Genomic DNA, 13731 nt, shown 5'->3' with positions numbered 1-13731 from the left:
AAAATTCAAGCTTATTCCAAGAAGCTGCTGCTTAAACACTATTGATTCATTTTTTGAGTAAAGTGTGGGTTTAATGTCGCACCATCAGAATAGTCTTTCGGGGGAGTCAAAAAATAATTCAGATTAAAAAACACAACAAAAAAGACACGACCTAAATCGTGTCTAACTGTTGGTATAAAGGAAGGTACAGGATTTGAACCTGCGCGCCGGTATTAGCCGGTTCGCCGGATTTCGAGTCCGGTGCATTACCACTCTGCCAACCTTCCATACCTATTATTTTTAAACTTTTTTTAGTAAAAAGTCAAGCCTATTTCCCGATAGAAATCAAAAACCGGCATATTTATTTTATGAGAAGACAAAAAAACACAAGAATCATTTTCTGCTCCTTCTTAAATAGTGCCCAATGTGAAGTAAGAAAGAGTATTGGAATGAACCTTGTGTTATCACACTTCATAAGTAGATCTAACTAATTGTTTCAGGATTTTCTAAAGAAAGAATAGAATCAATCGTTCGCTTGATGAACGAAATAATTTGTTCTTCAGTTGGGTGCATGATGTTTGAAGACATTAAAGATGCGATTCCGGTAACTGCAACCCAGGTTCCAGTGTGTAATGCATCAACGTATTCATCTGACAACTGGTTGTATCGATGATCTTGTTTGACGATTTCACGGAAATAGTTATAAGAAAAATCATGCATTTTTTGTCCATCGCCATGTTCGTCGATATATAATGCCATGTAAAGACTATGATGTTTTTTTGCAAAGTAGATATAGTTTAATCCTAGGTCAATAATTTTATCTCCAGTACGTTCAACTGGAAAAACATTTTCTTTGAGTTGTTCAAAAATTGAGTCTAATAAAGTATTTTTTAGATCCTCCATGTTTTTGAACTCTAAATAAATAGGTTGTGTGGATATACCCATTTTTTTAGCAATATTTCTCGCAGTAAACCCTTTAAAACCTTCCTTTGCAACAACATCATAAGCAGCTTTTAGAATTTGATCTTTAGTATAGACTTTTCTTCTCATTAAAACTCCCCCACTTCTTACTGCAGTATATGTTGTTTTATTGTAACCGATATACACAGTTTTTGGCAAATAATTTACTCAAAACGTTATATTTTAAGTTTTTTTCTTATTTATTTTTAACAATGATACAATATTATTTAAGAATAAACAAAAATACTGTTTCCCCTTACAAAAATTGATTTTTCTGTAACTGTTAGTTGACCAAAAGATTTCTTTCACGTTATAGTTAAAGAAAACGACAAAGAAGGTATGTAATGGTTAATAAAAACGACGTTATTTATATTCACCCCATCAAAAAAAAGCCATCTCAAAAAAATAAGTATTTTTATTTAACATTTACTGGCTTGTTTTTTCTAATAATCGGGCTTGTTTCTGGACATCCGGTTGAAACTATTGAGGGACTCAACAATATCCTCACTTCTCCTAGTAATCTGATGACCGATTATTTGGCAATAGGTGGTTTTGGAAGCGCATTTATCAATGTTGGTGTTCTGACTTTGTTGTCCGTACTTCTTTGCTATCATCATAAAGTCTATCTAAATGGACTAATCTTTGCTTCTGTATTAACCGTCACAGGCTTTTCTTTTTTTGGAAAAAATCTGTATAACTCTCTTTCCATTATTTTGGGTGTCTATCTCTATGCACGTTTTGTACATAAACCATTTTCACAGTATATTATGGTTGGCTTATTTGCTAGTGCCTTGTCACCTGTAGTTAGTTATATCACTTTCGGTATGAACTTACCATTGGGCTTAGGTATTTTATTTGGTAATCTGACTGGTATACTCGTTGGTTTTTTACTCCCTCCTTTGGCATCGCATACCCTTATTTTTCATCGTGGATTCAATTTGTATAATATTGGTTTTACTTCTGGATTGATCGCCATGGTCGTGGCTGGTATCCTTCGGTTATTTGATTTTTCAATTGAAGTTCAATCGTTCGTTTCAACAGGCTACCATCAAGAACTTACATTAGTCATTTTTCTTTTTTTTAGTTTAACTACGCTATTTGGTTTTTTTATTAATTCATGGAAGCTCACTGGTTTACATGACATTTTTCAAACTTCAGGAAAAGTAACTACTGATTTTATGGCGATCTCAAGTATCGGTGCCACCTTACTAAACATGGGGTTAGTAGGGCTAATGCTTTCCATCTATGTTCTTCTTATTGGTGGTGAATTCAACGGTCCGGTTATTGGTGCAATCCTATCTTCAGTTGGATTCAGTGCCTTTGGTTGTCATCTAAAGAACAGTTTCCCCATACTTATAGGGATTTATCTTGCTTCATATCTGGCTACTATCCATGATGCCTCTCAAACAACAATGATCGTAGCAGCGATATTTGGTACTGCACTTGCTCCTATTAGTGGTTTTTATGGTAGTATTTTTGGTATTTTGGCTGGATTTTTGCATATTGTCTTAGTCCATAACGTCAGTGCATTACATGGCGGATTAAGCCTATATAATAGTGGATTCTCAACTGGATTCGTTGCAGGTTTTCTTGTACCGATCTTAGACAGCCTGACTGTTGGCAGAAAGGAAAAGGATGGCATTGGAAAAAGAATTATCAAAAAGAATCATTAGTGAATTTTTAACCTATCTTTATTCTCACGAGATCACTGAAATAAGGATTGGGCTAGAATCAACACCCGAAGGATTATATATTGAAATTCAAGGAACTTGTTATTCTCCTCCTTCTGATTTGCATGAGTTAGCGGAAATGCTCAATGAACCAAGAAATCCTACTATGGATCTATATTACCAAGAGCTTGGAAATGTTTTTCTGGATCAATCAGATTTCCGATTACTTGGAAGTCTGATTGATGATGTGGAACTCATGTACGAACTTCCCATCTTAAATATAAAAGTATTTAGACGAATCCTTTGATTCAACAGGCTTAGTGAAAAGACAAAATGAGACACTGATTTTCACTCCCCTGAGATATTCCCTTTAGCTTTCATATAGTTATGGCGTTCAGAGTATTCTATCCACGTAAGTAAGCTAGAAACGCATAAGAGGTAAAGCAAAAACTTCTTCTTTTAGTTTCCTCAGCTTATTTTAAAGATTTAATACTTGAACGCCGATTTTTCATTTAATAGAGGATATTTTTCCTAAAACTACAGGCACAAAAATAATACTTCAAATACATCTTTAGTTGGATGTTTTTGAATCGTTTTTAAATTATACTTATTACAACTTACAAAATTGTTTGATAACTGTCATTTAAAATAGTGGCACAAAGAGTCACTAATAAAGTACATTAGTAATATAAGAAAACGTATCAAAGGAGTTGATAGACGTTGAACATTGCGGCATCACGGAAATTGATCAATTTTATATCTATCATTGGATTAGTAATTTCGATAGGCTTAACGATTTATTTTATCAATTTGGGTGTATTTAAAGATTTGAATTCTTTAAGAGGATTAGTTGGAGATTCAATTATCTTAGGTCCTATCATTTTCATCTTAATCCAAATCCTGCAAGTTGTTATTCCAATCATTCCTGGAGGGATAAGTACAGCAGCCGGTGTATTAATTTTTGGACCTTATGCTGGTTTTATTTATAATTATGTAGGGATTTGTATCGGTTCGATCATCATCTTTTTACTTGGTCGGCGGTATGGTAAACCATTTATTTTATCTATGGTCAGTGACAAGACGTATAACAAGTATGTTGGTTGGCTCGATAACCAGAATCGCTTTGAAAAGTTATTTGCTTTAGCAATTTTTCTACCAGTGGCCCCTGATGATGCGCTTTGTTTAATGGCTGGTCTAACAAATATTTCTGTAAAAAAATATACTTGGATCATTTTATTGGCGAAACCCCTCTCGATTTTCTTATACAGCATGGCTTTGATTTATGGTGGACATTTCTTAAGTGGATTACTAGGATAGTTTATTATAAGTGGGCGTACTGCGTTAAGTATTTGCGCAATCTGTCCACTTATTTTTATTTTTACGTTATAATATTTATGGTAGGTGATTGAATGTTAATTTATTTAAAAAGAAGTTTAGGAAATGCTTGGGACTTTCTTAAAGGAACTCAAGCATATTTTCGTGATGTTTTGATTATGCATTTATTTATTTTATTTATTTGTTTACCCTTATTGAATAGTACGACCAGATTCATCTTGAATCGAGGAGCCATTGATTATATATCTAGTGATAATATCTCTACAATCCTTTCACAGCACCCAGGTGTCTTATTATCTTTGACTGCTGTCTTACTAACTATCTTACTCCTAGTTTATTTTGAGTTTACTTTTTTATTGATGAGTGTTTACTTTATTAAGAAACAAACACCTATCTCGTTGAAACAGTTACTTCAAGCAACGTTTCGTCAATTAAAAAAAATACGCCCATTGACTTTTCTTTTTTTCTTAGCTTATTTCGTACTTATTTTACCGATTAGTGGGTTAAGTTTTAATTCTGATTTACTATCTAAAGTTAAAATCCCAGCTTTTATCATGGATTTTATTTTTACTAATCGTTGGATCGTGGTTAGCAGCTTCATTCTGTTTTATATCTTTTTAGCTTACATTGGTATCCGTCTCATTTTTGCCTTACCAGAAATGATTTTACGTGATCGACCATTTAAACAAGCGATTAAAGAAAGTTGGTATTTAACCAAATCACGTTTTTTTGCAATCCTTGGACAGTTCATCATTATTGGTGGTAGTATTTTACTCATTTCATTTGCCGGCTATTTAATTGTGCTCCTCGCACAAATAATTGTAGAACAATTTTTCCCTAATTATTCATTGATTAGCGCTGTTTTTGCAATGACGATTCTTCAAGCTATCCTTTTATTCAACATCGTTATGTCAACAGTCGGAATTTTTTACATTATTATTGATTTCATGGATGATGAAGGTTTTCTTCCTGAGACTCCTAACTGGTTTCGTTTAGAATCTCCTAACAAACGTTTTTCTGTTCTTAAAAATACAAGCTTAGTTTTATTTGCTGTATTTTTTGGTGTAGGTGTTTGTCTCTACAATATGGATTATTTGACTTCTGCTTCTCAAACGAAACCTGTAACGATTTCTCATCGTGGTGTCAGTGGAGGTAACAGTGCCCAAAATACTTTAGCTGCTTTAGAAAAAACAAGTCGTACCTACCATCCTGATTATGTGGAGATGGATGTACAAGAAACCAAAGATGGTCAATTCGTTGTCATGCATGATTTTAACTTAAAAAAATTAACAGGGATAAATAAAGCACCACAAGATCTAACCTTGAAAGAATTAGAAAAGTTAAAAGTAACTGAAAACGGTGCGAAAGAACCTGTCGTTTCCTTTGATACTTATTTAAAGAGAGCCAATGAATTAAATCAAAAACTTTTAATCGAAATCAAAAATTCAAAAAATGATTCTAAAGATATCGTTGATCGCTTTGTCAAAAAATATGAAGAAAACATTTTAACTCATCAGCATATTCTACAAAGTCTTACGTATCAGACGGTATCTGATCTGAAAAATGCCAATCCTAATTTTTATGTAGGCTACATCCTACCATTCAATATTGTTGGACCACCAGTTACTCCGGCCGACTTTTTGACGATGGAGTATAGTACGATCAATCGGAATTTTATTGATTCAGCTCATCAAGATGGTAAAAAAGTGTATGTCTGGACGGTTAACGACTCAGATGGAATCAGTCGTATGATGTTTTATGGCGTTGATGGGATCATTACTGATCAAATGACTATCTTAAATGAAAATATCAAAGCAATGGATGAAGAGATCACCTATTCAGATAAATTATTGAATTTCGTTTTAGGTGTTGGTTAAAAAAAGAGCCCCATGGATTAAATCCATGGGGTTCTTTTTCAATTACTTTATCTTTCTCTCGCGCTTTTCACCGCACGAACCACTGCTAAGATTGCCGGAATAGCAGAAATAACTGCTAAGATAATGCCCATTTTACCTGAACTCTTTCTTTTTTGCATGTTTTTTCGCTCCCTTCTCTCTCCTCTAATTATAGAGAAGTTTACGATATTTCTCAAAAAAAGTGTTTATGAAACCAAAGCAGATTCTGCTACTGTATAAATTTCGTCCAGTTTAACTAGTAGACGAAACTTACTATCGTAAACAGCCAATCGATCTCTCTGATCATAGCTTTCTACAAAAATAACAGCCGTATTAGTATATGTACGTTCCACGCAACCAATCACTTCATAGTTCACTCCAATCGGTTTGCATATGTATGACTTGCCTATTTCTAATTTTAACATTTCTCAATTCCCTCCTTTATTTTGTTAATCTTTAATTTATAATAACAAAAAAAAGAAGATTTGAAAACGATTTATTGAATTTTTTTATATTTTTTCTTAGAATTACACGATTTCAATCTAGTTCCCCCTTTTTCTCACATAACTAATACCAAGATATAATTGTAATTTATAAGTGACAGATTTGTTTGAAACTGTTAGCCTTTTGTTCGTGTAAACCTCCGAAAAAGCATCTAAACTATTCTGTGAGGAGGGAATTTCATGATTGTTATTCAAGCTACTGTATTTATCCTATTATTGATTGGATTGCTTATTGGACTCACAGAAAATTAAGAATCCCTTGTTGACATAGCAATTAATTGCGAAAAAAAATAAGGGTGCTACACTGATTACAGGAAGGAAAATTTAACAGAAAATTCCAACCACAATTTACATTAATAAAAAAAGAGGTGACTTACATGACATTTACTAAAACAAATATTGAATACCGAGTTGCATTTGATACTGTATCTAATCAATTTATGGCAATTGATGCTACAAATGAAAACAACGTAGCATTTGGTATCACGATTGAACAAGCTGTCCGTGCATTAAATGAATCCAAATAAGGAGTGAATCATTTCTAATGACCGAAAACAACTCGGGATCGAAAAAAGAATAAAGACGTTTGCAACTAATACAGTTAGCAAACGTCTTTTATTATTTATTCAATTCGAGTTTGTGCTTTATTTTCCCCCATGAAATTTTGCTGATTCCCAGAAAGATTAGAACTATCGCAATTTGCATGATTGGTACTCCTGCCCCCGTATACACACTTAGAAAATAATCTTTTTGCTCTGGCGAGTAGGAACAAAACCATGAAACCCCAAATAAAAATAAAAACTGGGTCAATATCAAACCACTAGTAATGACTAGTGCAGAACAATAAAAACCACGATCTTTTTTAGCATAGATTGAACCTAAGATCAAAAATAAAAATCCTAAAATCGCTAAACATAGAACAACACCACTTGTCTTTTGATAAATCGCAATCATAATATTAGAGATTTTCGCTGTTTTTGATAAAACTAAAATCGGCGGTTGTGGATCTTCACTATTAATCCAATTATTCAATAAAGGAACCCGCAAAAAGTTTTGCGCTGCTTCTACATCCGCATGGGTTCCAAAACTGTAATTCCCTCCTTGATGAAAATCTTTGTAAAATAAATTGTCACTATAAGCTGTCCTAAAAAAATCTAAGAGTACTGGAATATCCTCGGCAATCTTCCCATCTCCTGTACTCATTAAGTAGACTTCACGTTTCTTCTTCAAATCTCCTTTACGATAAGCAGCCCTTAACTCTTGATTGACTTGTTTCCAAAATTCATTGGTTTCTTTTGCGTTATTTTGATAGTAGCCAGACTCATTCAACACATCTCGCAGTGCCCAAAAAATAATGTCTCCCTTTAATTCCTTTACTTTTCCTGCCTGAGTCCAAGCATGTGTCGTATATAATTCTTTGATTCTAGCAGCTTCTTTAGCAAAAGCAGGTGACACAGCTAATGCTTTATTTAACGCTTCATGAGAAACCCAAATCCTACTGTTCTCTTTGTTTATGTTCGTTCCATCATCTATTCGAATCAAGTTCTTCATCAATTGAGCAAACTCTCCGCTCGTACGATCATTGACTACTGCAAGATGATAGACTTCTTCATTTTTATGCTTAATCATTTGGTTTGTCACGATAAAGCTGATCATAGGAAGAAAAAACAAACTGAGCTTGATCAGTTTTCTTCGATCAAAGGTAATTTGTGAAAGAAACTTTTCAACAGTTTTCGTTGGTCTAAAATCCACTCCTAATAAAATCTGAACAAAACTAATGATTAAGGCTGCCAGAACAAACGGCAACAACCAGAGTGAATCTTCGCGAATATACCAGTAAAATGGAAAGATTAGAGACAACAAGAAAAACCAAGGTAAAATAGTTTTTGTTGCACGATATTTACGATAATAAATAGCTAATAAACAAGCAACGATAATTACGACAGATGGAATTACAATGGCGTTTCGATAAATACGTGTCGAATATTCATGGGTAAAACCGATTGGTGAAAATAAAAAAAAGACATAGATAAAAAACAAGATACTATTCTTTTTAACGATCGGCTTTACACTCAGTGTAATCAGCACGCTAGCTAAAATATTAAACCCACCTAATAATAGCGAGTATGGTAGCTGAATTTTATTGGCAAAAGCTAAAAATAAGCTATAAGAAATACCTTTTGATAAAGTTTTAGCATTGTACTCTCCTAACCACTGCCCGTCCACTAAATTACGGGCATAATGAATAAAAAGCTGGTCATCATAGCTAGCTGTCATATCGATGCTGTAAGTCGCTTTGTAATAGAGATAAAGACGCATTAGTGTAAGAATTAGAGCGATACCACAAATAAAATAAAGTTGTTTTTGCCTAACATACTGAAGCATTTCCTTTACTCTATCCATGTACCCTAACCTTTCCTCCGCCTTTCTTCTTGATACTAATCATATTTGATAATTTATTTTTAACCAATTCACTCAACTCCTTATTCAATAAGCCTCTAATAAGTATAGCAAAAATTCATTTCATTGATATTAACCTTAAAAGATTCTTATTAACTTGTTTGATTGCTTTTTTAGCAGGTTCTAAGCGTTAAAAACAAGAATTATACTGTACTAACTTAGTGACTGATCTTTTCCACTTTGTAACTATCGTAATCTGCTGTTGTGCAAATCATTTCCTTTATATATCTATTTTTATCAATAGGTGATTAAAAATTCACATTTTTTATTTTGTAATTTAATTTTTAGATAAAAAACAACTTTGTATATCTTTAGACAAGTATTACAGAATGATATATTTTTTTATTAGGAGGTTTATTTCTTTCATTCCTACATGGAAGGAAAATATTTTATTTTTGGAGGAAAAAAATGGGAACTTTTTTAGTGTTAGTAGGTTTAATTGGTATTTGTTGGGGGTTAGTAGGACTGATTCGATCATTTTTCAAAAAAGGGAATAAAAAACGAAACTTTATTATTATAGGAACAGCATTTATTCTTATGATTTTCGGAGCGTCTATCTCTCCTACCAGTCATTCCGATAGTTCAAAAGCAAGCACACAATCTGAAAAAAAGATCGAAACAAAAAGAACATCAAGTACTTCTAGTGAAGAATAGCTGAAACAAAAAGCTGAACGTAAAGAAAAAGAAAAACAAAAACTTGAAGCTGAGCGTAAGAAACAAGAAGAAGAAAAACAAAAACTTGAGGCTGAGCGCAAAAAACAAGAAGAAGAAAGACAGAAACTTGAGGCTGAGCGCAAAAAACAAGAAGAAGAAAGACAGAAAATTGAAGCTGAGCGTAAAGCACAGGAAGAACGTCAAAAACAAGCTGAAAATGAAGCAACAACAGCACTATCACAAGCTGAAGCTCATCCAACTAGAGAAAACTATAACTCAGCAGCTACTTTAATCCAGGCTATTCCAAACGGCAATCAACACTTGTCTGCTCGACTAGCTACAGTAGATGCAACGATCAAAGCCAATGAAGCAGCTGAAGCAGAACGACAACGGCAAGCTGCGGCCGCACAAGAACAAGCCAATCAAGTTGCAGCAGCACAAACACCGCAACAAAACAACGAACAAACGGTTTATATTGCTCCAGATCATGGTACAAAATATCATTTAAATCCGAAATGTTCGGGACTTAACAACGCAAATTCTGTCGTAGCTATCTCGCTGCAAGAGGCCCAAGCACGTGGATATACGTTGTGTAAGCGAGGTTAAGCTAAAATAATAAAATGAACTGTGACAGCAATGTATAGCTCTGATAACTAAGCCGGAGAATCCGAAAATAGTCTCTACTATTTTGGACTCTCCGGCTTATTTCAAGGAGTTGATGCTTGAACACCGTGAATCAGAGGTTGTGAAAAGAGCGTTTTGACCTGAGCGTTAAGGATGAAAATCTCGAAACAGCTCTCCATGTTTTGAGGTTTTTTGACTTATCGCCGAAGGTCAGCTCTTTGAACACCGTTTAGAGCAAGAGGTTGTGAAAACATCGGGGAGCTCCGATGACAATAAGAAAAAATTTTTTGAAATAGTTTCTCATATTTTGAAAAATTTAGGCTTATTTCAAGGAGTTGATGCTTGAACACCGTTTATCCATTTTCAAAGCACAATGTAAGATTTATCTCCCTAATTTATTTTTATTGTGAACATTTCCGGTGTTCGGTCTCTCCTAACTTTACTTAAGCATGGTCATACAAAAAACAGAAAATTTTTACAGCCATTCCCCTGATATTAATAGTCGGATATTAGCTTAAATACCATAAATTTTTTTGCGTTTCTCCTTTACAAAAAGAACGTTTGTTCGTATAATGCTATTAAAGAATATTTACGGATTGGCATCCTCGAAATCGCTCATAAGGGAGAGTCCACAATGATTAAGAAATATGGCACAGTAACAAAAATAAAAATACTACAAATTGGGGCTCGTCCCTTGATAAGATTTAGCTTGAATGATACGAACTGTTTAATCGCTGGTCATGGTTTAAACTTTCTTGCTGAAGTAGATGAAGGAATGAAATTAGTAATCAGTGGCTATTATAATCAAAGAAACCAATTGGTCGTCAAAGAATATCATGTGCTCGGTCCCACGAAAATACTGATTGATTTTAAAAAAATCAAGAAAGAATTTATTGGTAAAAAATAAAAATTGGTTTTGAAGTATATAACTCCCGTCTAAAAAAATCAGAACTTTTTTGTAAAAGAAAAAAGGTATCCATCTGTCTCAGCGAGTAGGTTTGGATACCTTTTTAAATCAGCAAAATTAGGTTTATTTTTTATTTATACATAAATGCTGTTCTAGGATTACTTGTTGTTCCTATCTCTTTGGTACCTTTCTATCTTTAAACGGATGATATGGTTAATTGCTTACTTGATTAAAGTCAGAAATGATATCATTCAACTCCGTTTGAAGTGTCGAAACAATCAAATGAAAATTTTCTTCATCCGTTTTATCATATGGGGATGTTTTTGTTACATAAAGTAGCTTCTCGTTTTCTATTTTCATTAGAACCTGTGTTGCGGTTTGTACTTTGTTTTGATAATTAAACGCAGACATTCCACTTTGAATAATCGTTATGATTGCGGAAGCAATCGAAACGACTAATAACAAAGACTTATGATCAGATGCCTCATGAATTAAAATAGGGATAGCAGCAGATAATACGATTTTTATAATATTCCCTATGCCAATGATTCTATTATACGATTGAATATCTTTTTTTAATTTATTAATTGTAGAATCAATCGATTCAATAAACGCTTTTTGATCCATATCATTTCTCCATTCACTTTATTAAAATTTAGTCGTAAAACTATTATAATTGGATTTACCTATGTTTCAGCTAATTACAAATCAAAAAAATGGCTATTAAATAACAATTATCATTTTATCAAAATAATGATATATTTGTCAATGATAGTATTCGTGCACGGATAAAAGCTATTGAAAAGATCTGAACAAAGATTTAATCATTACAGACGACATAAAAATCACATTTGATGTATGCTCACAATCTCTGACCAACCGAGCAAAGTAAGCTTGATTGATTTAAAAAATTAAAACTGTGAATACTATTGCCCACAGAATTGACAAATGTGCCCATCTCTCCCCTAACTGTCCATAATGGTAGATATGTGTAAGCAGTGCCTAACCGAAAAGTTGGCATGAAGCATGAAGATATAAGTCATAAAGATATCTCTATTATTCAACTATAGGATCAAGTGTCATATGAAAGTATTGAACGAACTTCGATAAGTCCAATGACTATATCAATAATCAACAACGAAAATTTTCTGGACAAAATATTTCTCTGCCAACAAACCAAAAAAGGATGGCTATAATTAGCCATCCTTTTTTATAAATACCTCAATGAGTATCATTTTTCATTTTAAAGGCAAATTGTTTTGGATAATTATTTTTAATAATTACCTAAAACTCCTTATCTTAAAGACGTTCGTTCAATTCTTTGGCAAGGTCTTCAAAGCCTGGTTTGCCTAGAAGTGCGAACATGTTTTTCTTATATGCTTCAACACCAGGTTGGTCAAATGGGTTAATTCCATTTAAGTAACCTGAAATACCTACAGCAATTTCAAAGAAGTACATTGTATAACCTAATGTGTAAGCATCCATTTCTGGAATTTTAACTAATAAGTTTGGTACGTCGCCATCTGTATGAGCCAATAAAGTTCCTTCAAAAGCTTTTGTATTGACGAAATCTACTTCTTTTCCTTCCAAGTATCCTAAACCATCTAGGTCTTCAGCTTGTTCTGGAATTGTAATTGATTTACGTGGTTTTTCAACTTTAACGATCGTTTCAAAGATGTTACGGCGTCCTTCTTGAATATATTGACCTAGTGAATGTAAGTCAGTTGAGAAGTTCGCACTTGAAGGGTAGATTCCTTTTTGGTCTTTACCTTCTGATTCACCGTATAATTGTTTCCACCATTCAGAGAAATATTGCATTCCTGGTTCATAGTTGATCAATAATTCAGTTACTTTCCCTTTACGGTAAAGGATGTTACGCATTGCTGCATATTGATAAGCTTCGTTTTCTTCTAGTTTATCACTTGAATAAGCTTTGCTTGCATCTGCAGCTCCTTGCATCAACGCATCGATATCTGCTCCACTAACAGCGATTGGTAGTAATCCTACTGCTGTTAAGACAGAGAAACGTCCACCGATGTCATCAGGAATCACGAATGTTTCCCAACCTTCTGCGTCGGCTTCTACTTTAACTGCACCTTTTGCTTTATCAGTTGTTGCATAAATACGTTTATTCGCTTCTTCTTGACCATATTTTTTAACAAGTAATTCTTTGAAGACACGGAATGCGATAGCTGGTTCAGTCGTAGTACCTGATTTTGAAATCACGTTTACTGAGAAGTCACGATCTCCGATTACTTCAATCAAATCAGCGATATAAGTTGAGCTGATTGAGTTTCCTGCAAAGAAAATTTGTGGTGCTTTACGTTGTTCACCATCTAATAAATTGAAGAAAGTGTGGTTTAAGAAATCGATTGCTGCACGAGCGCCTAGGTAAGAACCACCGATTCCGATAACTACTAAAACTTCAGAATCAGATTGGATTTTTTTCGCTGCTTCTTTGATACGAGCAAATTCTTCTTTGTCGTAATTAGTAGGTAGATCGATCCAACCACGGAAATCACTTCCTGCGCCTGTACCTTCACGTAATACTTTATCTGCCATTGATACTTGGCTTTGCATGTAACCTAACTCATGTTCATTAACAAATGGTGCTACTTTTGAATAATCAAAATGAATATGTGCCATTTTTTATTCCTCCTTTAAAAGATCAATATACAGCTTATACTTTACGTTTTTTTTTATAATTTTTCAAGCAAATAAATGAATTGAAGCTAATATTTACA

General features: G+C 33.7%; 13 protein-coding genes and 1 tRNA gene. 8 read left to right on the top strand and 6 right to left on the bottom strand.

Annotation, left to right across the window (positions count from 1 at the left end; genetic code table 11):
• Window positions 1–178: 178 nt before the first annotated feature.
• Window positions 179–266 (bottom strand) — tRNA-Ser (locus tag AB3H93_RS06290).
• Window positions 267–462: 196 nt separating this feature from the next.
• Window positions 463–1029: a TetR/AcrR family transcriptional regulator gene (locus tag AB3H93_RS06285; RefSeq protein WP_010737811.1), complete on the bottom strand. Its 567-nt coding sequence runs from the start codon at window positions 1027–1029 to the stop codon at window positions 463–465.
• Window positions 1030–1283: 254 nt separating this feature from the next.
• Here AB3H93_RS06285 and AB3H93_RS06280 point away from each other — a divergent pair, with 254 nt between their 5' ends.
• From AB3H93_RS06280 to AB3H93_RS06265, 4 genes are all read left to right on the top strand, one after another.
• The gene (locus tag AB3H93_RS06280) at window positions 1284–2612 is read left to right on the top strand and encodes a DUF1576 domain-containing protein (protein WP_368020311.1); all 1329 of its coding nucleotides are present in this window, start codon (window positions 1284–1286) and stop codon (window positions 2610–2612) included.
• Entirely contained in the window at window positions 2581–2916 is a 336-nt protein-coding gene (locus tag AB3H93_RS06275) for a hypothetical protein (RefSeq protein WP_025480148.1), read from the top strand. The genes AB3H93_RS06280 and AB3H93_RS06275 overlap by 32 nt, the downstream gene beginning before the upstream one ends.
• Before the next feature lie 413 nt (window positions 2917–3329).
• Complete coding sequence (locus AB3H93_RS06270; protein ID WP_010737813.1) at window positions 3330–3926, top strand: TVP38/TMEM64 family protein; 597 nt, start codon at window positions 3330–3332, stop codon at window positions 3924–3926.
• Window positions 3927–4018: 92 nt separating this feature from the next.
• Window positions 4019–5821 carry a glycerophosphoryl diester phosphodiesterase membrane domain-containing protein gene (locus AB3H93_RS06265; RefSeq protein WP_368020310.1) on the top strand — a complete coding sequence of 601 codons (1803 nt, stop codon included), beginning with the start codon at window positions 4019–4021 and terminating at the stop codon, window positions 5819–5821.
• Between the two features lie 224 nt (window positions 5822–6045).
• On the opposite strand, the gene AB3H93_RS06260 is transcribed toward AB3H93_RS06265, so the two are convergent.
• Window positions 6046–6264: a hypothetical protein gene (locus AB3H93_RS06260; protein WP_010737815.1), complete on the bottom strand. Its 219-nt coding sequence runs from the start codon at window positions 6262–6264 to the stop codon at window positions 6046–6048.
• A gap of 455 nt (window positions 6265–6719) precedes the next feature.
• On the opposite strand from AB3H93_RS06260, the gene AB3H93_RS06255 reads away from it, so the two are divergent.
• Complete coding sequence (locus AB3H93_RS06255; RefSeq protein WP_010718765.1) at window positions 6720–6869, top strand: hypothetical protein; 150 nt, start codon at window positions 6720–6722, stop codon at window positions 6867–6869.
• A gap of 91 nt (window positions 6870–6960) precedes the next feature.
• On the opposite strand, the gene AB3H93_RS06250 is transcribed toward AB3H93_RS06255, so the two are convergent.
• Window positions 6961–8745 carry a glucosyltransferase gene (locus AB3H93_RS06250; protein WP_368020309.1) on the bottom strand — a complete coding sequence of 595 codons (1785 nt, stop codon included), beginning with the start codon at window positions 8743–8745 and terminating at the stop codon, window positions 6961–6963.
• 465 nt (window positions 8746–9210) lie between these two features.
• Between AB3H93_RS06250 and AB3H93_RS06245 the strand changes: the two genes are divergently transcribed.
• From AB3H93_RS06245 to AB3H93_RS06235, 3 genes are all read left to right on the top strand, one after another.
• Complete coding sequence (locus AB3H93_RS06245) at window positions 9211–9456, top strand: hypothetical protein (RefSeq protein ID WP_368020308.1); 246 nt, start codon at window positions 9211–9213, stop codon at window positions 9454–9456.
• 321 nt (window positions 9457–9777) lie between these two features.
• The gene (locus AB3H93_RS06240; protein ID WP_368020307.1) at window positions 9778–10062 is read left to right on the top strand and encodes a hypothetical protein; all 285 of its coding nucleotides are present in this window, start codon (window positions 9778–9780) and stop codon (window positions 10060–10062) included.
• 652 nt (window positions 10063–10714) lie between these two features.
• A complete protein-coding gene (locus AB3H93_RS06235) occupies window positions 10715–10987 on the top strand; it encodes a hypothetical protein (RefSeq protein ID WP_010737819.1) in 273 nt (90 codons plus the stop codon).
• A 213-nt stretch (window positions 10988–11200) separates the two neighbouring features.
• On the opposite strand, the gene AB3H93_RS06230 is transcribed toward AB3H93_RS06235, so the two are convergent.
• Window positions 11201–11614 (bottom strand): DUF4231 domain-containing protein, encoded by a 414-nt coding sequence (locus AB3H93_RS06230; protein WP_010718761.1) that lies wholly within the window; start codon window positions 11612–11614, stop codon window positions 11201–11203.
• Window positions 11615–12286: 672 nt separating this feature from the next.
• Window positions 12287–13633: a glucose-6-phosphate isomerase gene (locus tag AB3H93_RS06225; protein ID WP_010718407.1), complete on the bottom strand. Its 1347-nt coding sequence runs from the start codon at window positions 13631–13633 to the stop codon at window positions 12287–12289.
• Window positions 13634–13731 lie beyond the last annotated feature (98 nt).

The sequence above is a fragment of the Enterococcus sp. C74 genome, from assembly GCF_040887125.1.
Lineage (GTDB): Bacteria > Bacillota > Bacilli > Lactobacillales > Enterococcaceae > Enterococcus_B > Enterococcus_B hirae.
Note: the sequence above shows the minus strand (reverse complement) of the source record. Positions and strands in the feature narration are given on the sequence as shown.

Coding starts and splice junctions, on each gene's coding strand:
- AB3H93_RS06285 (WP_010737811.1), bottom strand. CDS start 1,029: ATGAGAAGAAAAGTCTATACTAAAGATCAAATTCTAAAAGCTGCTTAT.
- AB3H93_RS06280 (WP_368020311.1), top strand. CDS start 1,284: ATGGTTAATAAAAACGACGTTATTTATATTCACCCCATCAAAAAAAAG.
- AB3H93_RS06265 (WP_368020310.1), top strand. CDS start 4,019: ATGTTAATTTATTTAAAAAGAAGTTTAGGAAATGCTTGGGACTTTCTT.
- AB3H93_RS06260 (WP_010737815.1), bottom strand. CDS start 6,264: ATGTTAAAATTAGAAATAGGCAAGTCATACATATGCAAACCGATTGGA.
- AB3H93_RS06255 (WP_010718765.1), top strand. CDS start 6,720: ATGACATTTACTAAAACAAATATTGAATACCGAGTTGCATTTGATACT.
- AB3H93_RS06250 (WP_368020309.1), bottom strand. CDS start 8,745: ATGGATAGAGTAAAGGAAATGCTTCAGTATGTTAGGCAAAAACAACTT.
- AB3H93_RS06245 (WP_368020308.1), top strand. CDS start 9,211: ATGGGAACTTTTTTAGTGTTAGTAGGTTTAATTGGTATTTGTTGGGGG.
- AB3H93_RS06235 (WP_010737819.1), top strand. CDS start 10,715: ATGATTAAGAAATATGGCACAGTAACAAAAATAAAAATACTACAAATT.
- AB3H93_RS06230 (WP_010718761.1), bottom strand. CDS start 11,614: ATGGATCAAAAAGCGTTTATTGAATCGATTGATTCTACAATTAATAAA.
- AB3H93_RS06225 (WP_010718407.1), bottom strand. CDS start 13,633: ATGGCACATATTCATTTTGATTATTCAAAAGTAGCACCATTTGTTAAT.